This window comes from Acinetobacter celticus (assembly GCF_001707755.1).
In the GTDB taxonomy this organism is placed as follows: Bacteria; Pseudomonadota; Gammaproteobacteria; order Pseudomonadales; family Moraxellaceae; genus Acinetobacter; species Acinetobacter celticus.
This window is the reverse complement of record NZ_MBDL01000008.1, coordinates 409,780-433,888: the sequence shown is the minus strand read 5'-3', so window position 1 is coordinate 433,888 and position 24,109 is coordinate 409,780. Positions and strand designations below refer to the sequence as shown.

At 39.8% G+C, this 24,109-nt stretch carries 21 protein-coding genes, 1 other RNA gene and 1 pseudogene; 14 read left to right on the top strand and 9 right to left on the bottom strand.

The genetic code is table 11. From position 1 onward, the window contains the following. Positions 1-2 precede the first annotated feature (2 nt). On the bottom strand, positions 3-401 hold the full coding sequence (locus BBP83_RS06195; protein ID WP_068886563.1) for an outer membrane protein assembly factor BamE: 399 nt from the start codon (positions 399-401) through the stop codon (positions 3-5). Positions 402-513: 112 nt separating this feature from the next. Here BBP83_RS06195 and fur point away from each other — a divergent pair, with 112 nt between their 5' ends. Then, the gene (fur, locus tag BBP83_RS06190) at positions 514-951 is read left to right on the top strand and encodes a ferric iron uptake transcriptional regulator (protein ID WP_068886561.1); all 438 of its coding nucleotides are present in this window, start codon (positions 514-516) and stop codon (positions 949-951) included. Between the two features lie 89 nt (positions 952-1,040). On the opposite strand, the gene BBP83_RS06185 is transcribed toward fur, so the two are convergent. Both BBP83_RS06185 and BBP83_RS06180 read right to left on the bottom strand, forming a co-directional pair. Then, positions 1,041-2,162: a PilT/PilU family type 4a pilus ATPase gene (locus BBP83_RS06185; protein WP_068886559.1), complete on the bottom strand. Its 1,122-nt coding sequence runs from the start codon at positions 2,160-2,162 to the stop codon at positions 1,041-1,043. 27 nt (positions 2,163-2,189) lie between these two features. Further along, positions 2,190-3,227: a type IV pilus twitching motility protein PilT gene (locus BBP83_RS06180; RefSeq protein ID WP_068886557.1), complete on the bottom strand. Its 1,038-nt coding sequence runs from the start codon at positions 3,225-3,227 to the stop codon at positions 2,190-2,192. A gap of 123 nt (positions 3,228-3,350) precedes the next feature. On the opposite strand from BBP83_RS06180, the gene BBP83_RS06175 reads away from it, so the two are divergent. Continuing rightward, the gene (locus tag BBP83_RS06175; RefSeq protein ID WP_068886555.1) at positions 3,351-4,037 is read left to right on the top strand and encodes a YggS family pyridoxal phosphate-dependent enzyme; all 687 of its coding nucleotides are present in this window, start codon (positions 3,351-3,353) and stop codon (positions 4,035-4,037) included. 158 nt (positions 4,038-4,195) lie between these two features. Beyond that, positions 4,196-4,993, top strand: a complete 798-nt coding sequence (locus tag BBP83_RS06170; RefSeq protein WP_068886553.1) for a thioesterase family protein — start codon at positions 4,196-4,198, stop codon at positions 4,991-4,993. A gap of 62 nt (positions 4,994-5,055) precedes the next feature. Here the strand turns inward: BBP83_RS06170 and BBP83_RS06165 are convergent, their stop codons facing one another. From BBP83_RS06165 to BBP83_RS15465, 3 genes and pseudogenes are all read right to left on the bottom strand, one after another. Further along, the gene (locus BBP83_RS06165; protein ID WP_068886551.1) at positions 5,056-8,652 is read right to left on the bottom strand and encodes an AAA family ATPase; all 3,597 of its coding nucleotides are present in this window, start codon (positions 8,650-8,652) and stop codon (positions 5,056-5,058) included. Between the two features lie 9 nt (positions 8,653-8,661). Beyond that, positions 8,662-9,915: an exonuclease SbcCD subunit D C-terminal domain-containing protein gene (locus tag BBP83_RS06160; RefSeq protein WP_068886549.1), complete on the bottom strand. Its 1,254-nt coding sequence runs from the start codon at positions 9,913-9,915 to the stop codon at positions 8,662-8,664. Positions 9,916-10,090: 175 nt separating this feature from the next. Beyond that, positions 10,091-10,463 (bottom strand): annotated as a pseudogene (locus BBP83_RS15465) (VOC family protein). Positions 10,464-10,794: 331 nt separating this feature from the next. On the opposite strand from BBP83_RS15465, the gene BBP83_RS06155 reads away from it, so the two are divergent. The 3 genes from BBP83_RS06155 (at position 10,795) to BBP83_RS06145 (ending at position 13,545) form a co-directional block, all read left to right on the top strand. Further along, entirely contained in the window at positions 10,795-11,751 is a 957-nt protein-coding gene (locus BBP83_RS06155) for a sensor domain-containing diguanylate cyclase (protein WP_068886547.1), read from the top strand. A 374-nt stretch (positions 11,752-12,125) separates the two neighbouring features. Further along, positions 12,126-12,575, top strand: coding sequence for an ABZJ_00895 family protein (locus tag BBP83_RS06150; RefSeq protein WP_068886545.1), 450 nt, complete (start codon positions 12,126-12,128; stop codon positions 12,573-12,575). 67 nt (positions 12,576-12,642) lie between these two features. Further along, positions 12,643-13,545 carry a TIGR01777 family oxidoreductase gene (locus tag BBP83_RS06145; protein WP_068886543.1) on the top strand — a complete coding sequence of 301 codons (903 nt, stop codon included), beginning with the start codon at positions 12,643-12,645 and terminating at the stop codon, positions 13,543-13,545. Between the two features lie 87 nt (positions 13,546-13,632). Here the strand turns inward: BBP83_RS06145 and thiO are convergent, their stop codons facing one another. Next, on the bottom strand, positions 13,633-14,757 hold the full coding sequence (thiO, locus tag BBP83_RS06140; RefSeq protein WP_068886541.1) for a glycine oxidase ThiO: 1,125 nt from the start codon (positions 14,755-14,757) through the stop codon (positions 13,633-13,635). Between the two features lie 21 nt (positions 14,758-14,778). Next, positions 14,779-15,792 (bottom strand): porphobilinogen synthase, encoded by a 1,014-nt coding sequence (hemB, locus tag BBP83_RS06135; protein WP_068886539.1) that lies wholly within the window; start codon positions 15,790-15,792, stop codon positions 14,779-14,781. Between the two features lie 99 nt (positions 15,793-15,891). Between hemB and BBP83_RS06130 the strand changes: the two genes are divergently transcribed. From BBP83_RS06130 to BBP83_RS06120, 3 genes are all read left to right on the top strand, one after another. After that, entirely contained in the window at positions 15,892-16,392 is a 501-nt protein-coding gene (locus BBP83_RS06130; protein ID WP_068886536.1) for a thioesterase family protein, read from the top strand. 252 nt (positions 16,393-16,644) lie between these two features. Beyond that, positions 16,645-17,796, top strand: coding sequence for an HlyD family secretion protein (locus BBP83_RS06125; RefSeq protein WP_068886534.1), 1,152 nt, complete (start codon positions 16,645-16,647; stop codon positions 17,794-17,796). Positions 17,797-17,802: 6 nt separating this feature from the next. After that, positions 17,803-19,332, top strand: a complete 1,530-nt coding sequence (locus BBP83_RS06120) for a DHA2 family efflux MFS transporter permease subunit (protein WP_068886532.1) — start codon at positions 17,803-17,805, stop codon at positions 19,330-19,332. A gap of 55 nt (positions 19,333-19,387) precedes the next feature. On the opposite strand, the gene glpK is transcribed toward BBP83_RS06120, so the two are convergent. Then, entirely contained in the window at positions 19,388-20,872 is a 1,485-nt protein-coding gene (glpK, locus tag BBP83_RS06115; protein WP_068886530.1) for a glycerol kinase GlpK, read from the bottom strand. Positions 20,873-21,004: 132 nt separating this feature from the next. On the opposite strand from glpK, the gene ssrA reads away from it, so the two are divergent. From ssrA to BBP83_RS06085, 5 genes are all read left to right on the top strand, one after another. After that, positions 21,005-21,363, top strand: a transfer-messenger RNA (tmRNA) gene (ssrA, locus tag BBP83_RS06110). A 176-nt stretch (positions 21,364-21,539) separates the two neighbouring features. After that, positions 21,540-22,772, top strand: a complete 1,233-nt coding sequence (locus BBP83_RS06105) for a tyrosine-type recombinase/integrase (RefSeq protein WP_068886528.1) — start codon at positions 21,540-21,542, stop codon at positions 22,770-22,772. 2 nt (positions 22,773-22,774) lie between these two features. Beyond that, positions 22,775-23,233, top strand: coding sequence for a hypothetical protein (locus tag BBP83_RS06100; protein WP_068886526.1), 459 nt, complete (start codon positions 22,775-22,777; stop codon positions 23,231-23,233). A 134-nt stretch (positions 23,234-23,367) separates the two neighbouring features. Next, a complete protein-coding gene (locus BBP83_RS06095) occupies positions 23,368-23,586 on the top strand; it encodes a hypothetical protein (protein WP_068886524.1) in 219 nt (72 codons plus the stop codon). A 294-nt stretch (positions 23,587-23,880) separates the two neighbouring features. Then, entirely contained in the window at positions 23,881-24,099 is a 219-nt protein-coding gene (locus BBP83_RS06085) for a hypothetical protein (RefSeq protein ID WP_068886522.1), read from the top strand. Positions 24,100-24,109: the final 10 nt, after the last annotated feature.

The following is a 24,109-nucleotide window of genomic DNA, read 5'->3' as shown; positions in this document are numbered from 1 at the left end:
GACTATAGTGGGGGCGCGGTTAGAATTGCTTCTTTAGAACCTGGTAACCCTGGTTGAGATTGAGGAATAGTTTCCAACCCTTCAACCTTTTCTACAATGCCTTGTTGATTAAAGTAAATTTTTAAATGCTGACCGCTGACTGCAGGGATTTTTGCTTTTTTAGCATAAGTACCTGGGGTATAGTTGTAAACATAGTCCCAGCGCAATGGATTCATTGGATCTGAAATGGTTGGACTGCCTAGCAAAAAGCGGACTTGTTGGAAGCTCATGCCGGCTTGGATTTTTGATGCTTGCGCTTGTGTTAATGGTGTTCCTTGAGGAATATCAACTTTATAAACGCCTAAAGTTGAACAGCCTACGAGCAATGAAGTGACGAATAACGTCAGCATGATTTTTTGCATTTTGCTACACTATCCCAAATTAATTATGATGCATTTGATCCAAGGATAGATCATACTGCATCTAAAGTTTGTTGCATATTCCAACTTTAGATTTGTTGAGAGACCTTTTTTCATGGCTATATCAAACCAAGATTTACGTAAAGCTGGACTTAAAGTTACGCTTCCACGAATTAAAATATTGGAATTATTAGAAAATTCAAGACAACATCATTTAAGCGCGGAAGATATCTACAAGACTTTACTTGAGCAAGGTGAAGATGTCGGTTTAGCAACTGTGTACCGTGTGTTAACACAGTTTGAAGCTGCAGGTATTATTCAGCGTCATCATTTTGAAAACAATCATTCTGTTTTTGAAATTATGCAAGAAGATCACCACGACCATATTGTATGTCACAATTGTAATAAAGTTGTTGAATTTACCAATGACACCATTGAACATGAACAGCATGAAGTTGCAAAAAAATACGGTTTTGCTTTAACTGGTCATTCATTGAATTTATATGGTTATTGCGATTCACAAGAATGTCAGGATGTGTATCGTAAAAAATAATGATTTAAAAATATAAATCATTATTTACGCAAAAAAAACAGGCTTCATATGAAGCCTGTTTTTTTTTAACGCTTAAATTTAGCCGATGATTAGGACTGTCCATCAAAGGTGATGTTGGAGTTGGCACGTAATAAATGCTCGCCACCTTCTTCAGACAGTTTAATTTGTAGACGTAAGTCATTTGGTGAGTCGGCGTGTTTTAGTGCATCTTTGTAGGTAATTTGCTTGGCTTTATACAAGTCAAATAAGGCTTGGTCAAAGGTTTGCATGCCCAATTCACGTGAACGTTTCATTAAGTCTTTAATTTCATGGACTTCACCTTTACGGATGAGGTCTGAAATTAAAGGAGAGTTGATTAAAATTTCAATGGCAGCACGACGACCACTACCATCAGGTGTTGGAATCAACTGCTGAGCGACCATTGCTTTTAAGTTCAGCGACAAATCCATGAATAATTGGCCATGTCGGTCTGCTTCAAAAAAGTGAATAATTCGGTCAATGGCTTGGTTGGCGTTGTTGGCGTGCAGGGTTGCAAAAACCAAGTGACCCGTTTCAGCAAAGGCAATTGCGTAATCCATCGTTTCACGCGAGCGAATCTCACCAATCAAAATAACATCCGGTGCTTGGCGCAGGGTATTTTTTAATGCAACTTCAAATGAATCTGTGTCAATGCCCACTTCGCGTTGCGTAATAATGCAGCCTTTGTGTTCATGAATAAACTCAATCGGGTCTTCAATGGTAATAATATGACCATGGGTATTTTCATTACGAAAACCAATAATTGAAGCCAAAGATGTAGACTTACCTGTACCCGTTGCACCTACAAAAATAATAATGCCACGTTTGGTCATGGCCAATTCTTTTAGAATCGGTGGAAGTTTTAATTCATCCATCGTTGGAATGACAGTTTCAATCCGACGCAAGACCATACCCGGTTGATCGCGTTGTTGAAAGGCACTCACACGGAAACGTGATGTATGATCTTTATTCATGATGGCAAAGTTACATTCGCGGGTATCTGCAAATTCTTTGCGCTGTTTATCCGACATAATCGAATGTACCAGCTGTCCAACGGTTGCACCCGGAAGCTTGGTCGAGCCAATTGGCAAGATGGTGCCGTTAATTTTTATTGATGGTTCGACATCGGCAGTAATAAATAAATCAGATGCCTTTTTTTCGACCATGTAGTCGAGTAAGCCATTAAAGTCCATAAGTTATCCCCAATCGCGACATTGTGTTTATAGGAATGATTCAGGTTGTTTGGCTGCAGTACGTGCAACTTGAGGGCTAATAATTCCTTTCGACACTAATGTTTTTAAGCTTTGATCGAGCGTCGTCATTCCGTAGTTTGCACCCGTTTGAATTGCTGAATACATTTGCGCAACTTTGTTTTCACGAATCAAGTTACGAATAGCTGGAATCCCGATCATAATTTCATGGGCTGCCACACGGCCTCCGCCATTTTTCTTTAATAGGGTTTGTGAAATAACGGCTTGTAAAGATTCTGACAACATGGCGCGAACCATATCTTTTTCTTCGGCAGGGAATACGTCAATCACACGGTCAATGGTTTTGGCCGCAGAGGTGGTATGTAGTGTACCAAACACCAAGTGACCCGTTTCAGCAGCAGTCAGTGCTAGGCGAATAGTTTCAAGGTCACGCATCTCACCGACTAAAATAATGTCTGGATCTTCACGGAGTGCAGAACGTAATGCTTCGTTAAAGCCATGAGTATGGCGATGTACTTCACGTTGGTTAATCAGGCATTTTTTTGAATTGTGTACAAACTCAATCGGGTCTTCGACCGTTAAAATATGGTCATAACGGTTATCGTTAATATAGTCAATCATGGCGGCAAGCGTTGTTGATTTACCTGAACCTGTAGGGCCTGTTACCAGAACAATTCCACGTGGGAATTCACAAATATCTTTGAAGATTTGTCCCATGCCTAAGTCTTCCAGAGAAAGTACTGTCGATGGAATGGTACGGAAAACGGCACCTGCACCACGGTTCTGGTTAAATGCGTTGACACGGAAACGGGCTACACCAGGAACTTCAAATGAAAAGTCAGTTTCCAATTTTTCTTCAAAATCACGACGCTGTTTATCGTTCATGATGTCATAAACCAGCTTGTGAACTTCTTTATGTTCTAATGATGGTAAGTTAATACGACGAACTTCGCCATCTACACGAATCATTGGTGGCATACCTGCTGATAAGTGTAAATCTGATGCACCATTTTTAGCAGAAAATGCTAATAATTCTGTAATATCCATAATATCCCCGAGAGCGTCTAAATCTTAATTATTTTGATAGAATAATAAGGCTTTCCCTCAGCTTAACCAACTGTTAGTTGAAGGGCAAAGGAAAAAAAGATGAATGAAATGAGAAACTCGTCAATGAATACACTTCAAGAAGCAAGAGAGCAGGTTTTGCATCAAATTCAGCAGGTATGCCAACAGGCTGGACGTGATGTAAAATCTGTACAGTTACTGGCAGTGTCGAAGACACATCCGAGTGAAATGCTTCGTGAAATGTACGTTGCAGGACAGCGTGCATTTGGTGAAAATTATTTACAGGAATCTTTAGAAAAAATTGAAGCCTTGTCGGATTTAGACATTGAGTGGCATTTTATCGGTCATGTACAACGGAATAAAACCAAGCACTTGGCTGAAAAATTTGCATGGGTACATGGTGTTGACCGTCTGATTATTGCAGAGCGCTTATCTGGCCAACGCGAAGCATCTCAAAGAGCACTGAATATTTGTCTTCAAGTCAATATTGATGCGCAAGATAGTAAAGATGGCTGTCAGCCAGAAGACGTTGCGGATTTAGTTAAAAATATCAGTCGATTCCCCCATTTGAAATTACGTGGTTTGATGGTGATTCCTGCGCCAAATCATCCTCAAGCTTTTTTTGATGCGAAAGCTTTATTTGATACTGTTAAATCACAACATGCACATCCTGAAGATTGGGATACGTTAAGCATGGGTATGTCGGCAGATATGTCTGAGGCTATTACTGCAGGCTCAACAATGGTACGTGTAGGAAGTGCATTATTTGGGGCACGTGATTATTCACAATAAAGTTGTATAAGCTTTATTTAAAGTATTGAAAACTGAACCTAAGGGTTCAGTTTTTGCTTTTAAAATTGAACTTTCCACTAAAGTTGAGTACAAAAAGAACAGCATAAAGGAATAACGTGTACTAGAAATACAGTATGGATCAAATATAGGGAAGGGCTATGACGGCTTATTATCAGCTGATAGAACGAAATACAGATGTGACAGGTATGGTAACTGCACATTATCGATCCACTATTTTGGCGCAAGGGGCATGGAATGAACATGAGCAACACATGGCGCCAGCGACAGGAATTATCTGTGCAGAGCTAGAGCAATTTTCTCCTCGAAATGAAATGCGTATTGGTCGAATCAGTTTAGATATTTTAGGCTTAATTCCAGCAGGTGAATTTACCATTAGTACCAAAGTCATTCGTTCAGGTAAAACCATTGAACTGATTGAGTCTGAAATGAAAGCGCAGGGCAAGAGCTGTATTGTCGCGCGGACATGGCGCATGATGGTACAAAATAGCAAGTCCATACAAGGTTTAGAAGATCAGCAGGTTTTGGGGCCAGAAAATGCGCCGATTTGGGAAGGAATTCGTCAATGGCCGGGTGGTTATATTCAGTCCATTCAAGCCAGAAGTCATGAGCGTCGTGAAGGGCAAGGGGTTGTATGGCTGAACACAGTGCATGATATGGTCGAAGGTCAGACGACTTCAGATTTTGTGCGTTTAATGGGGATGGTTGATACTGCCAATGGGGTTGTTTCTAGACAAAGTTGGCCGTTTACTTGGGGTTTTCCAAACCTAGATTTACAAATTCATTTGCACCGTTTGCCTCAAGGAGAGTGGTTGGGTTTAGAAACAATTCAACAGTATGGTGCAGATGGTATTGGTTTAACAAGTTCAGTTCTACATGATATTGATGGGCCATTTGGACGGAGTGAGCAGATTTTAACTTTACGCCAAATCTCATAACCCATGGTCAATATTTATCTAAGAATGTCAAAAGTCTAGAGAATGATCTAGGCTTTTTTGTATTAGCTGACAATTTCAATAGTACTGGCACCCGCGCCTAAAGGGCGAACCTGAATCTGTACAGGTATACGTTCATGCATATCTTGAATATGTGAAATGAGCACTACTTTACGGCCTTGATTCTGCAATTGATCGAGTGCGTTCATCACCATATGCAGTGAAGATGCATCGAGTGTGCCGAAACCTTCATCAATAAATAAAGATTCTATTTTCATTGAACCTGATGCCATATTGGCAATGGCCAAAGACAGGGCAAGGGCTGTAAGAAAGGACTCTCCGCCAGAGAGCGATGCCACGGAGCGAGTCTCTCCGTCCATGTCATGATCAATAATGGCTAAACTTAGCGAGTTTTCTAAACGCTTTAAGGTGTAGCGCTGAGACAGCATTGCCAATTGTTGATTAGCATATTCCAGTAAAATATCTAAATTATATTGCTGTGCATAATCACGGAATTTTTTCCCTGTGGCATCACCCATTAATCCTGAAATTTTGCCCCAACGGTGTTCTTCTGTTTGTATGGTTTTAATTTGTTCGGAAAATTGGTTTTGCTTAGCTAAATTTTGTTGATGTAACTCAAGTTTAAGTTTCAGTTGATCTCGAAGGTCTTGTTGTACTTTTAGCAACGTAACATTGTCTAAAATCAGTTGTTGTAACTGTGCTAAATCAATTTCAGATTGGTGCGCAAGATGTTCATGTAGTTGCTCTTGCATGGTTTTGAGCGCAGCGCTGGCTTCATTCAACAGTCGCTCAGCATTTTGCAATTGCTGACGAATTTGCTGCTCTTGAATAGGGCTAATTTGCGCCAACTGTTCTAAATCTTGAGGCTGAAAATCTGCATGCTGAATCAGCCACTGCTGAATGTCATGGTTCACCTGATTGGTACTGTTCTGATTTTGCTGTAACTGGACGTTAAGCTGCTCTAGCTGATTTTTTTCTTGATCAAATTGGGTACGCAGTTGCTCAAAACTTTGTTTCAGTTGTTGGAAGTGGCTCTGCATCTGCTGACGATTTCTATCATGTTGGTTTAACCATTCGTTCGGCTTTACATCGGTTAAACCGGTCATCTGTTGAATTAAATGATAAGCCGTTTCAGTGTTCTGCTGTCCCTTGAGTTTGATGTCATTCAGGCTTTGAGTTGTGTCACTAATGTGCTGATTAGTATTTTCAAGATTGAGTTTCAGTGTATGCAGTTCTTGATTCATTCTATCCAATTGCTTAGATAATTGTTCAAACTGCTCGAGTTGTTGTGAACGATGATTTAATTGGGAAAAAACTTTTTGGGCACTCACCACACTTTGCTGTTGCCATTGTATTTTTTCAGCATCATTTAGACAGTTCACAAGATGTTGAACTTGGCTCTGTAAATTTTGTGCGGTTTGAATTAAATGTTCGGCTTGTTGAATGTCTTGCATCAATTGCTGTTGATGTTTAATGCTTTGCATCCATTGATTCGATTGAGTTTCAAACTGTTGAATATCGAGCTGATAGTGCAGTTTAATTTGCTGAAATTGCGCCGTAATTTCAGCGGATGATTGCATGAAATTGAGTTCAATATCTGCCGTTTTAGTTTGTTCTTGTAATACTTTTTGAATAGTTGCAACTTTATCAACATTATGTTGAATGGCGGATTTAAGTTGTTCCAATTCTGTATTGAGTTTGGTCAGATTGTTTTGCGACTGTTGCCAAATTTTAAAACATTCTTGTTCTTTAATGTTCGCTTGCTGCTCTTGTTGCTGTTGCAATTCAAAGAGGGCTTTAGATACGGCAGAATCATTCACCTTATACGGATGCGAGGTGCTACCGCAGACTAAACAAGGTTCATTGTCTTGCAGTTCTGTGCGTAAATGTTCAATATTTTCAGCATGAAGTAAGCGTTGTTGTTGCAAAATTTCTTGTAGTTTTAGATGAGCGTCTTTGGCAAATTGGAAATCTTGCTCAGTATTGAAAGTATTTTTTTCCAGCTGTTGAAATTGAGCAGATGTGATTTTTAACGTGTCTTGACCTTGTTGCAATTCGGTTTGTAAGTCAAAAAGTTGTGTTAGGTTTTGTTGAATGACATCCAATTGATTGCGTTGATTGATTTTTAAATCACGGTGCTGACGCATTTGTTCTATTTGGTTTTCAAGTTGTTCAAGCGTTCCAAATTGATCAATAGCGTGTTGCAGTTGAGCTTTGTGCGTGGTTAATTTACTTTCAGCTTGGGCTAAACTTCCCAATTGATTTTCAATGTTTTGATAGTGTTGAATAAATTTTTCAAGTTGTTGTAAATGTGCAGAGAGGCCTTTATCTAGACTGCTAAACTGCTGTGTTTCTGCAAGTTGCTGACTTAAATTCGACCGTTGTCCGGAAGTTTGTTGAAGCAGTTGTTCAAGTGCAAATTGTTGCTTTAGTAACGGTTGTTTAGCGTATTTGCATTCATTCAATTTTGCCTGAATATTTTTAAATTCTATCCCAATCCGATCACGCTCAGTATTGCAATGGCGTACCTGATTGATTGCTTCAAAGTGTGTACTTTCAAATTTCTGCAATTCATTGACAGCGGTTTCAGCTTGGGTGAAGTTGGATTGTTCAGTTTTAAATAAATTTTGTATGTTATTAAAAAGCTGTTGTTGCTGTTGAATTTGTGGCGCAAGTTGCTGTTTAGTCTTAAGCAATTGTTGCTGTTGATACACACTAGGACGAATACTCGAAAATAGATTTAAGCGATTTAAACGTTCACGTTCTGGGGCTATATCTTGTTGGGCTTTGAGCTGTGTATCTACAAATTGTTGTTTGAGAATGATTTCGCTATCCAGTTTTTGCTTTCGCTCAAACCATTGCTGTTGTTTGTCTAATTGTATTTTTTGAGTCTCTAACTTTTTATAATCGGCTTCTACCTGTTGAAATTGATTGGATAATTCAGTTATTTGTTCATCAGACAAAATTTCGATATGACCCAGTACATTTTCAAGTTCTTTACGTTGATTGATGATTTGTTTGGTTTTTTCATATGCCAATTGGCCAATTTTTCCAAAAATTGAAGAATTGGTCAAATATTCAAGTAATTCACCACGTTCATTGTCACGCGCTTTTAAAAATGCTGTCACTTCAGATTGCGCCAAAAGTACAGCACGGGTGAATTGTTCAAAGCTCAATTGCGTAATTTTAAGAATACTGGCATCTACAGCCTTGGCCTTGTCTGCAACAACCACGCCATCGGTGAGGCACTTTAAATAACGTTGCACACTTTGTAATTTACCATCGGCTTTTTCACGTGAACGTTTGAGTTCCCAACGCGCCAAATAGCATTTTTGATCTTGTGCGACAAAGGTAATTTCTGCGAAACCATGCGCTGTGCCACGTCGTAACACAGTTAAAGGAGAATTGGTTAAAAGCTCGGAACCATCTACGTCTTGTAGTTTACCGTCGCTGTCTTTTAAACGTGGAATTTTATTAAATAAGGCAAGGCACATGGCATCTAAAATGGTCGATTTACCCGCACCTGTTTTTCCGACAATGGCAATTAAACCAGCCGAAGCCAAAGGCTCAGACTCAAAATCGATAAAATGCTCACCCGCAAGAGATGCCAAATTTTTTAGTCGTATTGATAAAATTTTCATGGCAAATCCTTAATTATGCTGTTCATCTTCAAGTGATTTTTCAGCATCTTGAATCAGGCTCAGAAAATCTTTTAATACAGCGTCATCAGTTGAATAGCCATTTTTATCCCAAATTTGTTGGAATAACTTTTCAGGGGTAGGTGGTTCTAAAGATGTTTGTGCATGGGCTTCACCTTGCTGTTCAGTGGCTAAATATTGGCGTGAAATGCGTACTAATCTATATCGGTTTTTAGGCAAGGCGTCTTCAAGTTGTTGACGTAAGTTTGGCTGCGGTGGGGTCAAGGTATGGTATTCAATATCAATATATTCACGATGGTCAATATTGCTAATTTCGCCATGTGGTAAGGCTTTTAGTTGAGTAAATACGTCATTTAATTCGCCTTTAATTTTGTGCAAATGAATACTACGAGGAATGCCAATAGCTTCAAATTGATAGCGGGATGTATCGCTTTGATTGGGATTAAGCGTGACATCGACCACTTGATGTTTATAGTTAATTTCACTAAAAGACAAGGGAATAGGTGAACCACTATAGCGAATATGTTCTTGTCCCACTTTTTGGGGTTTATGTAAATGCCCTAACGCGACGTAATCAATTGCATCATCAAATAAGGCTGTAGAAAGCGCTTCTTCATTGCCAATAATAATAGGCCGTTCGGAATCTGAGGTTTCCCCACCTTGCATATGTGCATGTGACATCAAAATAAGTGCTTGCTCTGGTTTTTTCCTTTTTTTCGCTTCTGCAATTAGTTGCTGATGTAAATAGGCAATAGCGGTTTGGCTGTTGGTTGTTTGCTCATTGATACCTGTAATTTCTGCAGGGCGTAAAAAGGGCAGGGCCAAACACCATGCCACAATATTTTTATTTTCATCATAAATTGGCAACATCAAACGGTCTAAATCGAGCTGACCTTCGGCATTTTTATGAATCACCCCAATGGTTTTGGCATTGTATTTTTCTAATAATGGTTCAACTTGTTCAATGCGATAACCAGAGTCATGATTACCTGCAATCATGAGGGTTTGCATATGCGGTGCTAAATCATGTGCATCGGCTAAAAATTGATATAACTGTTTTTGGGCAGCTGATGCAGGGTTAATGACATCAAAAATATCGCCAGCAATAAGTAGGGCGTGCGGTTGTTTGAGTTTAATTTGTTGCAGTAACCATCCCAAAAATTGTTTATGTTCATAATGACGGGAATGGTTATAGAAAAACTGCCCTAAATGCCAATCTGAAGTATGAAAAAAGCGAACCGTCATGCTGAACCAAAGTGTTGAAATTACGCTATTTAACTTAGCATATTTTAGTCAGATAAAATGAGCATAATAATGGAAAGCGCTAGTTTAGATGCGATTTAATACCAGAGACGTTTTGTTTTTGGAAATACAGAATGAGTCTTGAATTGCTTTGTAGATAGGCGGTTTAGAGCTTTGATTACGCATATGCACCGACTTGAAGCAAGCCAAGTGTATTGTAATCTTGATCGATGAAATAGTCCTGCCAGCACTTGTTGGGAAGAGCAAACCTTTCCATGGTAACTTGACCGCTGTGTGCTAATATTTTTTCTGTGGTGACATCAAAGTTTTCCACTTCAAAAGAACAGGTAAATGCATTTGTATCACAATATATTGGCGGAATCGGTGCTGGTCCTGCTAATCGTCCGTCATGCGTTGTTGCAGTTTAAATTTGATAGTACTGTATAGGTAAGGCTTCAATTTAATGAGATTTCAGCCAAAACATGGCTGTAAAACCCAATTTTACGAGCAGGGTTTGGTGATTGGATTTTAAAATAGTAGAGTGGATTCATTGTACGCCTTTTAAATAATTTATCAGCGGCCCATGCTTGGTCTGGTGCTTAAAAACCTTTATATATCATCCTCTTGAGTTGCTGGATATGCTTTGGTTTGTCATTTCTTTTGTGCAATAAATTAAGGTATTCCTTTAAGTCAGCAGTTATGAAATAATGTTGTTGTATTGTATGAAAAATATACTAATTGTTTTGGGCATTCCATTTCTAAATGCCTAAGTCAGGGTGGCTCATATGTGAATGATGAGCAGATAAAAAAACTGTTCTGATTGTAAATATCAGAAGCGTAAATAGTTTTGCAAAGACTGTATCACAGGGCTGGGGCAACGTTATGATCAACCATCATTTTGATTCTGAAGAATTGTCGAATAACAGGATTTATAAAACACTCATTGAGTCGACTTTAGCTATTCCATGGAGTATTGATTGGGAAACAAAATCTTTTAGCTATATCGGGCCACAGATTGAAAAGCTACTGGGCTGGTCACAAGATTCATGGCAGACCGTGCATGACTGGGTTGACCGTATGCATGAGGATGACCGTGATAATGTTTTTAATTATTGCGTTTCTCAATCTATTGCAGGGCTGGATCATGAGGCGGACTATCGGGCTTTGAAAGCCAATGGTGAATATACGTGGATTCGCGATGTCGTACATGTGGTGCGTAAGCCTAACGGCGAGGTAGATAGCTTAGTCGGCTTTATGTTTGATATTTCTGCGCGTAAGCGTCAAGAAGACCGAATGAAAGCCATGCAACGAAAACTTGAAGAGTATTCTTATAAGGATGGTTTAACTGGTGTCGCGAACCGTCGCTTATTTGATGAATATTATTCGCGTGAATGGCTGAATTCAATTCGGGTGCAAAAGCCACTGTCTTTAATTATTGCGGACATTGATTATTTTAAACAATATAACGATGTGAATGGCCATATTGTTGGTGATGCCTGTATTCAGCAGATTGCACAGTTGTTGGAAAGCTGCTGCGCACGGCCACGGGATTTAGTGGCACGGTATGGTGGAGAAGAGTTTGTGATCATTTTGCCTGAAACCAATTTAGAAAATGCGATACAGGTGGCAGACAATATTCAGCGGACGGTTAAGGTTGCTGCTTTACCGCACAAGGCATCTCCAGTTTCGCATCAGCTGACCTTAAGTTTAGGGGTGAAATGTATTTTGCCGACCGAAGAAAGAGGTCAAATGAACTTTTTAAGTTTAGCGGATGCCAATTTGTACCAAGCGAAAAATTTGGGGCGTAACCGTTATGTAGCAGATTTAGCACAGTCGTAAAAGAATGCAAAGCCTTCTAGGACTTTTTGAGTGAATAGATTTTTGATGCTTAATGTCTTGAGATTTTTAGTTGTGCAAAAAGTATGGCTACAGAAAATAAAAGACCGGCGATTCGAGTGATGGTGAATTCGCCGGTCAAAAAATCTGTTTCAAATTTAGGTTTTGGCTGCTGTTCAAAACTTAAATCTGAAACGAAGCTTATTGCTTTAAGTAAAAGGTCACCGAAACATTGTGGATGCCAGTACAAATCATCGGTTGCTACAGACCTTGTACTCTATATAACGCATACAGTTTCACATTGGTTGACAATAAACTGAAAAAATATTCATTTTTTTTTATACTGGTCATAATCTTTTTATAGGGTCATCGCTCAGATGTCTTTAAAACGTTATTTTCTAATCTTTTTTTTAATTTGTTTTGTGCTGACTTGTCTTTGCGGTGTGTTGGCTGCTGTGTTGCCAACAGGCGTAGGCGGTGTTTTAACAGCAGTGCCTTATATTGTTACCATGGTATGGGTACTTTTTATATTTTTAAAACGAAATCAGCGTGCGCCGACACAAGCGGAACGTAAAAAAATGACTTTAGGCTTTACTCTAATTTTTTGGGGTTACAACGTTGCTTTTCAAATATTAGGCATTGCCTTTTTTGCTTATAACGATCCTGAAATTTGGCAGAATTTCCTTTTATATTTAAAACAGCCGCAGTTTTTGACTGTTGTACTGATTATGGTGTTGTTAATTGCGATTCCTTTATATTTACTAACCTATTGGTTTTATGGCCCACAGGCACGTCGCATGGCGCAGAAAATGTTTGGGGCGAATTAAACTTGAATAAAAAACCATCTTATTTTATAGATAATGTAGATTGTTTTTAAAATAAGAGTTCAATGCCATGCAGAAAGAACGGGTGTTAATTACAGGAGCAAGTGGCTTTATTGGCACACGCTTAATTCAATATTTACTGTCTAAAGATTATGCAGTTGTTGGTTTGAGTCGGCAAAGTACTCGATTATCGAATCATCCAGATATGCTGTGGATTCAGCAACTGGATGAGCTAAAAACCGACAGAATTGATTATGTTATAAACTTGGCAGGTGAAAGTATTGGTAAAGGGCGTTGGACAGAGCAACGCAAACAACAGCTCATACAAAGTCGCGTTGAAACCACTACAAATTTGTATCGTTATTTAGAACGGCGTCGTATTCAACCCAAATGTATTATTTCAGGTTCAGCAGTGGGTTATTACGGTATTGATGCTGAAGAAAAATGGTTGAATGCTTGTACGGAATACTCACCCTATCAGCTTATTTTTCAGTCGGAATTGTGTCAGCAATGGGAAGCTTCTGCACTACAATTTCCACATCAGAACACTAAAATTATTCGTTTAGGCATTGTATTGTCTGCAAAAGGCGGAATTTTGCCACAAATGTTAATGCCGATTCGGCTTAATTTAGTCGGTAAAATTGGACATGGACGGCAACCGGTGGTTTGGGTGCATATTCAAGATGTACTCAGTGCTATTGAGTTTCTAATGACCAAGCAGACCCAGTCCAATGTATTTAATTTAACGGCACCAGAGCGGGTAACCCAAGTCCAATTTTCGATCTTGGCCGCGCAACAATTAAAGAAACATCCTTTGCTAAACATGCCTGCATTTGTTTTTAAATGTATATTAGGCGAGCAGTCGCAACTGGTTTTAAATGGTCAATATGTGAAACCACAGGCGCTGACTGAAGCAGGTTTTAGCTTTAAATATCCCACCTTAAAAGAAGCTTTAGCCAATTTGTTGGGTTAGGCACTTTTTATTCTTTGATGAAAAACCTGTAAAAATGGCTTCATTTTTTAATGATGGAAGCCATTTTAATATTCATTTTTGAGTATTTTAAACCGCATTTTCTACTTCTGACTGTAAGAGTTTTATTGGGTCATAAGCGTCGGGTGAGACTATTGTGGGTTGGTTTAAAACTAATTGACGGAGTAGTTGTGCTGAGGCAGGGCCCATACATAAACCGTTACGATAATGACCAAAATTGGCCCACAAATTTTCTAAATTCGGCATTTTACCAATATAAGGCACACCTGTTGGTGAGCTTGGTCTTAAGCCTGCCCATTGCTTGACCACTGGAAAATTTTCTAGCTCAGGCACCATTGCAATACTGGCTTTATAAATATCCTGTTGGGTTTGGGTCGATGGACGTTTATCAAAACCAAGATGATTCATACTGGAACCACAAACAATATGACCATCTGTACGTGGAATTAAATACATCACATTATTCATGCACATGGTCGGTAACCAGTGTTCAGGTGCTTTGAACAGTAACATTTGCCCTTGCACGGGAGTGACTGGAATAGAAAACCTTAGTTGCGTAGACCAATGTTCAGACCAAGCGCCCGTAGCAATAATAAATTGGTCGGCTTCATATATTTGGCCATTTTGCGTTTGAACGGATTGAATCTTTTGATTTCTAATCTGAAAGTTTTCAACCCATGTATTTTCAATAAATTGAACCCGTGGATGTTGTTTTAAATAGGTGATAATTGATTTTAAAAGACGTGGATTACGCACATTGGCAATTTGTGGGAAATAAATGGCTTGTTTAAATTGTGCTGAAATACGCGGATTGACCTGTTTAAGCTGCTCTTGTTGTAGATATTCACAGTGTTGCATCGGTTCTTGAAATTGTTTGGCATAATTTAAGCCAAGGTCAAAATCAGCTTCATCAAAAATCAGCATGCCTGTTTCATGAATTTCAAAATCTATACCAGAAATAGGTTTTAATTTTTCATTCCATGCCTGATACAGCACTTTGCCATGTTTAGCTAAAGCATTGACCGCTTGCGGATAGCGCCATGGATACATGGGAGAGAGGATACCGCCTCCCGCCCATGATGCGGCTTGCCCCGCCTGTTGCTGATCAAAAATAATGACAGAACAGCCTTGTTCAGCGAATTCGAGTGCAGACAATAAACCGCTGATGCCTGCACCAATGATAACAACTTTCATTTTTGAATGATTACAATCCGTTTATTTCATGTCTTTAAGTTTGAGCGCTGCTTCTTCTGCGAAATACGTCCAAATGCCATCAGCACCTGCACGACGACAACTCATCAGCGACTCAATAATCACATCATCCGACAACCAACCATTTTGAATGGCACCGGCCAACATGGCATATTCACCACTGACTTGATACACAAAAGTAGGTACGCCAAAAGTATCTTTCACTTCGCGGACAATATCCAAATAGGGCATGCCAGGTTTCACAATCACCATGTCAGCACCTTCTTGAATATCTAAGGCAATTTCATGTAAGGCTTCTGCACGGTTGCCAATATCCATTTGGTAGTTGTATTTGTTGCCACCTTTTAAATTGCTTGAAGAACCGACCGCATCGCGGAAAGGACCGTAGAAGCTAGATGCGTATTTTGCTGAATAAGCCATAATATTGGTATAAATATGACCATTGGCTTCTAAAGCCTGACGAATTGCGCCAATACGGCCATCCATCATGTCACTTGGAGCAATCACATCTGCGCCTGCTTCTGCATGGCTGAGTGCTTGTTTAATTAAACATTCAACCGTTTCATCATTTAACACATAGCCTGTGTCATCAATAATGCCGTCTTGACCATGTGTGGTATAGGGATCAAGAGCGCCATCTGTAATGAGGACCATTTCTGGCAATTCTTTTTTTAATAAACGTAGGGTATTTTGAACTAAACCATCTTCCTGCCAAGCGGCTTCTGCGGTTAAACTTTTGTCTTCTTGTGGCGTAACAGGAAACAAGGCAAGTTTAGATACCCCTAATTCAAGCAAACGTTCAGATTTTTTCAGCAGTAAATCTGCAGATAAACGCTGAATATTTGGCATACTTGGAATATCTTGGGTTTGGTTTTGACCTGGCAAAACAAAGACTGGATAAATGAGATGGTCTGCCGTGAGATGCGTTTCACGCACCATGGCGCGAAGTTGGTCATTTTTACGAATGCGGCGCATACGAGTGGCTGGAAATGCTGGACGATTGAACGTATAGGTCATAACAATCTCAAAGATCAGTATTAAACTTGCGGTATTGTAGCCCTAGATTTACCTTTTGGGTGAAATGTAATAGATTTTTTGCGGTAGGAACTCATATAGATGACAAGCAGTACAGAAAAAAGTTGGACGGGCAATATTGGTTCGGGCTCGCATGTTGAAATTGATGTGATCTTAGAAAAAATTTGCCAAGCCTTTAATAGCTCTCCGTTTTATTTGCATAATGGTATGCAAATGCGCGTGGTAGATGGTCAGGTTGAAGCGCATGTTTCAATGGCTGAAAACTTGATTGGGAATGTGGCATTTCAGATTTTACATGGTGGTGTGGCGGCCACACTTTTAGACAGTATTGGTGGTATTTCTGCCATGGCTGAGCTTTATAAAAACACCGCACCTGAAGATTTAATGGCAACCAGTCAAAAAGTATCGCGTTTGGCAACGGTCGACATGCGTGTCGATTATTTAGCGCCTGGGCGAGGGAAATACTTTATTGCGCGCGCAGAAACACTACGTTTAGGTCGTAAAGGATGCACCATGCGCATGACGATGGTCAACGATGAAGACAAGGCCATAGCAACAGCCATTGCTTCGTATGCGTATTAAGTTTGGCTTAAGCTAAATCAATAATAATTCGACACAATTTGCAGTATTTACAGGGAATTAGGTGCTATAAATTGAAAAAAGACTGATCAGTTACATTTTATATTCTCAAAAGATGATTATCTACCCTTAAAATGCATCAAATTTTAAAAAATGACTTTTTCATCGACATCATTGCGGACATAAGTGTCCGAAGCTGCCTTTGTTGCAGGGATGATGCTAGGTGACTAAGTCTGTTCGATTTAGGAAAAATCAATGACAGATGCTCAAGACACCCTGCCAGATCTGCAAGATACTGACCAGCCTAGCGATCAGGAACTTAAATCCAAGCGCAAAAAAAGTTTGGGCTTTGTGGCTTTTATTTTAGTTCTTGCACTGGCTATTTATTTAGTTTGGCAATTATTTTTCAATGACAGTGTCAGTACAGATAATGCCTATGTCGGTGCGGAAACTGCATCAATTACTTCGATGATTACAGGCCAAGTTGCAGATGTACTCGTCAGTGATACCCATGCAGTGAAAAAGGGTGATGTATTGGTACGGGTCGATTCACGCGATGCAGAAATTGCCGTTGCGCAGGCCAAAGCAGAATTGGTGAAAGCACAGCGTCAGTACAAGCAAACTCAAGCCAATAGCAGTGCGTTAAATTCACAAGTTTTTGTCAGTGATGATGGTATTCATAGCGCAATTGCGCAGGTGGCAAAAGCGAAAGCAGAATTGGATAAAGCCAAAGATGAGCTAAACCGTCGTCAACAATTGAGTGTTTCAGGTGCAATCTCTAAAGAAGAATTAAGTACTGCGCAAAGCGCCGTAAATAATGCACAAGCTGGCTATGATTTAACTCAAGCGGGTTTAGCGCAAGCAAAATCGAGTCAAAAAGCAGCGCAAAGTAGTTTGGCTGCCAATGATGCGTTAATTAAAGGCGCAAATGAAAACTCTACGCCAGATGTTTTGGTGGCACAAGCAAAATTAAATCAGGCGTTATTAGATTTAGAACGAGTGGACATTAAAGCCCCTTTTGATGGTGTGGTCACCAGTCGTAAAATTCAAGTGGGGCAACGAGTTGCACCAGGTATGGTATTGATGGTGGTGGTTCCTATTTCACAGTTATATGTGGATGCCAACTTTAAGGAAAGTCAGCTAGAGAACGTTCGTATTGGTCAAAAAGTGGTATTAACCTCCGACTTGTACGGTGATGGGGTTGAATATCACGGTAGCGTAGTGGGCTTTTCAGGAGGGACGGGTTCTGCCTTTGCATTAATTCCTGCACAGAATGCAACAGGTAACTGGATTAAAGTGGTTCAGCGTTTACCTGTACGTATTCGGCTCGATCCTAAAGAATTGGCTGAGCACCCGTTGCGCGTCGGCTTATCTATGGAAGCGAAAATCAACCTTTCATCGAAGTAGTTGCTTATGAATAACTACGTACCATATGGTGATTTGAAAGGTGGACGCTTAATGTTGGCTGCCTTTGTTTTGGCACTGGCCAACTTTATGGTGGTGCTGGACATGACCATTGCCAATGTTTCTGTACCTCATATTACGGGTAGCCTTGCAGTTTCTAGCTCACAAGGTACTTGGGTCATTACTTCTTATGCTGTAGCCGAAGCAATTTGTGTGCCCCTTACAGGCTGGCTAGCAGGTCGTTTTGGTGGAGTACGAGTCTTCATCTTTAGTTTAATTGGTTTTACCGTTTTCTCCATTTTTTGTGGTTTATCGACCAGTTTGGAAATGTTGGTGTTTTGTCGGATTGGGCAAGGCTTATTTGGCGGGCCGATTATGCCATTGAGCCAAATGTTGCTAATGCGTATTTTCCCACCAGAAAAGCAATCTCAAGCCATGGGCATGTGGGCCATGACCACTGTGGTTGGTCCCATTTTAGGGCCAATTTTAGGTGGTGCTATTAGCGATAACTTATCTTGGCACTGGATTTTCTTTATTAATATTCCAGTCGGTATTGGCTGTGCAATTGCCGCAATGCGTCTATTAAAGCCTGCCGAAACAGCAACCACCAAATTAAAAATTGATATGGGGGGCTTGTTGTTATTGGTGCTATGGATTGGTGCTTTGCAACTAATGTTAGATTTAGGCCATGAGCAGGATTGGTTGAATAGTCCGTTTATTGTGGTGTTAGCACTGACAGCATTGGTGGGTTTAATTATATTTACCATTTGGGAGCTGACAGAACGGCATCCTGTGGTCAATATTCATATCTTTAGATATCGAAGTTTCACCATTTCAGTTTTGGCTTTGGCTTTTGGCTTCGGTGCATTTTTCGGTAGCATTGTCTTAATCCCGCAGTGGGTACAGATTAACTTGGGTTATACCGCCACGTGGGCAGGGTATCTGACTGCAACGATGGGTTTTGGTAGTCTATTGATGTCACCGATTGTGGCCAAGCTTGCCACCAAATATGACCCACGGGCTTTGGCCAGTTTTGGTTTAGGTATGTTAGGTTGCGTCACTTTAATGCGGGCATTTTGGACTACAGAAGCAGACTTTTTTGCTTTAGCCTTACCACAAATTTTACAAGGCTTTGCTGTACCATTTTTCTTCATACCATTATCCAGTATGGCTTTGTCTGCTGTATTGCCTCAAGAAATGGCTTCAGCTGCAGGACTAATGAACTTTTTACGGACTATGGCAGGGGCAATTGGCGCATCACTTGCAGTGACAATTTGGGATGATCACGCCAAATTATCACGAAGCGAGATGGTTGGAACATTACATGTCGATGATGTCCAAGCGACGCTCATACAAAAAGGGGTAAGTTCTGAAGGTGCATTGGGCTATATTTCAAGTCTGGTGGATAAAGAAGCATTAACATTATCAGCCAATCATGTGTTTTTAATTTTGGCTGCGGTATTTATTTTTGCCGCACTGATTATCTGGTTATGCCCTAAGCCGAAAATAGGTGCGAGTGGTAGTGAGCACGTGCATTAAGGCTCAATAAAAAACCGCTAAATATAGCGGTTTTTTATTGTCCATCTTTTCAGATTTATAAATCAGATTTGGCACGTTTTAGTGCAGATTGCCAAAGATTTAAATGATACTCGCGTTGATCGTCCGTCATGGTAGGTTCAAACGCACGTTCCAATTGCCAAGATGCTGAAATTTCATCTAAGTTAGAAAATATACCAGATTTAAGTCCAGCCATGGCTGCCGCACCCCAAGCGGTTGATTCTAAAAGTTTAGGTCGTAGCACAGGCACATTTAAAATATCGGCCTGAAATTGCATTAGCATGTCATTTTGGCTGGCTCCACCATCGACACGGAGCTCTTTGAGCGGTTTAGAAATATCAGATTGCATGGCTGTGAGGACGTCGGATACTTGAAAGGCAATAGACTCTAAAGCAGCACGGGCAATATGGGCTTTATTGGTTCCGCGTGACATACCGCACAGTAAGGCACGTGCTTCACTGTCCCAATGCGGTGCACCCAATCCTGTAAAGGCGGGAACTAAGACTACACCTTCTGTGTCATTCACTTGGCTGGCCAGTTTTTCAACATCACTGCTTTTTTGAATGATACCAAGACCATCCCGCAACCATTGCACAATGGCACCTGCCATAAAAACACTACCTTCTAGGGCATAGGTGGTTTGACCTTGTGCTTGCCAAGCCAGTGTAGACAGCAATTTATTTTGGCTATATTGAACGTCGTGCCCTGTATTAAACAGCATGAAGCAACCTGTACCATATGTGTTTTTAGCCGTTCCTGCTTCAAAGCAAGACTGTCCAAATAAAGCCGATTGCTGATCACCTAAAATACCGGTAATAGGAATATTTGCACCCAGTAAACCAGTGGCCGTATCTGCAACATAAGTATCTGAGCTGATAATTTTAGGCAGTATAGACGCGGGGATATTAAAGCGTTGCAGAAGCTCATCATCCCATTGTTGCATCTGTAGGTTCATCAGCATGGTGCGTGAAGCATTACTTGCCTCAATGACATGTTCTGCACCTTGGGTTAAATTCCAAATGAGCCAACTGTCTATGGTGCCAAAAGCTACATGACCTTGATGCGCTAAATCACGAAGGCCTTGAGTATTTTCAAGTAACCAGACCAGCTTGCCTGCACTAAAATAAGGGTCTATACGAAGGCCTGTTTTTTTGTGAATCGTGTCATGCAGATTTTCATCAAGTAGCTGATTGCACCAATCTGTTGCGCGACGGTCTTGCCAGACAATAGCAGGTGCTAGAGGCTTACCTGTACGTTTATCCCAAACGACAGTAGTTTCACGTTGATTAGTAAGGCCAATGGCTTTAATGTCTTTGGCTAAAATTCGTGCATTTGCCAGCGCTTGTTGTACAACAGCAATTTGCGAACCCCAAATTTCTTGTGCATCTTGTTCTACCCATCCTGAATGTGGCGTTTGAATATGGGTTTCACGTTGAGCTGTTGCCTGAACTTTTCCGTGTTCATTGAAAATAATTGCACGACTAGAGGTCGTTCCCTGATCGAGGGCAAGTAAATAGCTCATATTTTTTTCTGTATGTCGGCTTGAAAAACAAAATTCTAACGCAATTATGCTATTAAGCGCATCAAGTTGTGTAAATGTTTAAAAAAACGCATCATGAAATCAAATATTTGTGCTATGCTTACTGCGTACTTTGGGGGTGTTTCTGGCTTCGACGCTGGTGATGAAACTCATAGATGCATGCCGAGAGCGCATTTTCTCTCGTAAATCAAATTTGCATTTTTTAGTCGCAAACGACGAATCATACGCTCTAGCTGCCTAAGGGTAGCTTGTCCGTCTCTCCGAATACTTGTGGTTAGAGAGTCCGACTGAAGCGCACGCACACAAGTCCGTATAAAGCCAAGCCTCGGGGCTTTGTACTAAACTTAGAGGATCGCGATTTGTACCCTGTTCGTCGGGTCACAAAGAGTTAAAATAGTAGACGATATCTAAGCATGTAGTATTCTCGAGCGTAATGCTGGCGGACGCGGGTTCAACTCCCGCCACCTCCACCAAATACCTAGTTTTATATGACTGAATATGATGTGATATAAGGCGGAAAGGCTTGATTCTAAAAGGATCAAGCCTTTTTTTATGCCTGTATATAACTGAGCTTAACCGAGTATACGAGTTTGTATCATGTATCACATCGTGTATCATTGATAAATTATTGAAACCACTGTGATACACAATGAAGCGTTCGGATATTAAAAAGCGCCCCTTATCAGATACAACACTGGAAAATTTAAAGCCCGAAGATAAAGACTATCGAGAATTAGACGGTAATGGGCTTTATTTCTTTGTACAAAAGAATGGCAATAAATCTTGGCAATTACGATACAAGAAATCCGATGGAAAATGGTCTTGGGTTGGATTGGGCGGGTATCCTGCTATTAAAGGCAAGTTGGCACGAAAGAAAGCACAAGAATTGTTGAATGATATCGGTAACGGCGAAAACCCGATTGTCAGTAAGCAAGAAAGAAAAATTAAAGAATTAGAAGCGAATAACGCGACCTTTGAAGCATTAGCAAGAGAATGGCTTGATACAAAGCAAACTCAATGGGTAGCAGATACGATGACACGTAACAAAGGAGCATTAGAAAAGCATATTTTTCCAATGTTCGGAAAGAGACTGTTTGTTTCGATTCGCCCGATTGAATGGATGGAACATTTAAAACGTATTCAACTTGAGCAAAAGATTTATGAGCAAGTAAAGCGTATGTGTGCGATGTGCCGAGATATTTACGATTATGCAAAGGTCACAGGACGCATTGATTACAACCCTTTAGAAGGCATGCAGAAATACCTTATTCAGGGCAAAAAAGAGAACATGGCTCATGTATCGGAAAATGAACTTCCTGCATTACTTAGAGCAATTAATAATTACCCAACTCTAGATAGCCGAATTGGTTTACAACTTTTAACGATGTTGTTTTGTAGACCTAGTGAATTACGTGAAGCTAAGTGGGAAGAGTTTGATTTAGATAATGCACTTTGGACTATTCCTGACTTTCGCATGAAAAAGCGCCGTGAGCATACAGTTCCTTTATCAACACAAGCTGTACAGTTACTCCAAGGGCTTAAAAGCATCCATTCTGAGTCTGAATATTTGTTTCCGAGTAGATCTAATAAGAATAAACCTAAATCAGACACGGTCTTTATTATGGCATTACGGCGTCTTGGTTATGAAGGGCGTCAGACACCCCACGGGTTTAGACATATCGCAAGTACGATATTGAACAATAAAGGCTTTGATGAGCGTCATATTGAATCTGCGCTTGCACATGTGAAAGATGGTGTAGCAGGGGTGTATAACAAGGCTCAATATTTGGAAGATCGTGCACGATTAATGCAGTGGTATGCCGATTATTTAGAAGAGTTAGCGGATATGAAAGTTATTCAATTTAAAAAGCTGGGAAATTAACAATGTTTTTGAATTATGAGGAGACTATTAAATATCTCAAAAATGTTACTCGTCAAAATAGCAATGGATTCACATTGATGCACTTTTTATCGAATGGATATTTGAATGCATACTTAAACTATGAAGGTGAACTTTGCTCTAAAATGTATGATGTACTATCGAATGGTATTGATGATTTTACAATCTATTCAACTGAGTTATATGCAGGGTATTTAATCTTGAATAGCAAAGAACATCTCAAAGTTCTAAATCAAGTTCTGATAGATGATAAGGCAGCTAATATTGTTAATTTTTATAAGCCTTCAGATTGTAAAATTTATTCTCCTTTAGTCGCTGGAACTCATGTTAATTATGGGGGACTTAGTATGAAGGATTTAGAAGCTTATATTGATATGATAGAAGCTTGTGGCGAAACAGTGCAAAAAGATATTACAGGGATGAGGAGTGAAAACTCGATCTAAAAACAATAATCCGTAATTTACGAGTTAATAAAAAAGATTTATTATTCAAAATAGAAGAAATTAATAGTATCCCCTTATCTCATCATGCCTTAAACCGTGATGGTGAATTCTATTCTTCAGAATTAGGTCTAGCCTTGGAGTTGTGGGAGGAAATCTACCTAAAGCGTAAAGGTCTATTTGAAGAAGAACAAAACTTAGAAAAAGCTATTAATGAATTGTTAAAAAATTATGAAATCACATCTACTAAGTTGAGGAGTATTAAAGTTGAAACGGAGGAAACAGGAAGGTTAAAAGCTAGGCTTAAAGTTCTTCTGAATCTAAGTGGCAAAAATAAAACTAGAAAAATTGTTTAACAGTTGAAAAAACGACCTTGTGTCACTTTTATGACACTGCCAAAAATTTTGTTTAATGACCTCATCGCAACGAGCATGGAGTCATTAAATGCAGTCTCAAACAATACCTCCTCTTCAGATTACCTACAATAAAGCATGTCAAATGCTTGATGTATCAAGAGATACATTGCGGGTTTTAATTCGAAGAGACCCCTCATTTCCACGCCCTCTCAAATATTGCGATACAAGGCAAGCCCCTGTTTATTTTGATTATGCTGAATTAATCGAGTGGCATAGTAAAAGAAAGGTGCAGTCATGATCGCTGATTCTACATGGCTAACTAGACCACAAGCTTCCGAATATTTGGCAAATAAATTGCCCTTTAAAACAGTGCAGCAATGGGCATCCTTTTTAGCAAATAACCGAACTTCGAAAGAAGTTTACACACTTAAATTTCAACAGATTAACGGAAAGATTGCATATAGCGAGACAACGCTAAAAGCTTTCATTCTTTCAATTACATCCAAACATTAAGAAAGGAATT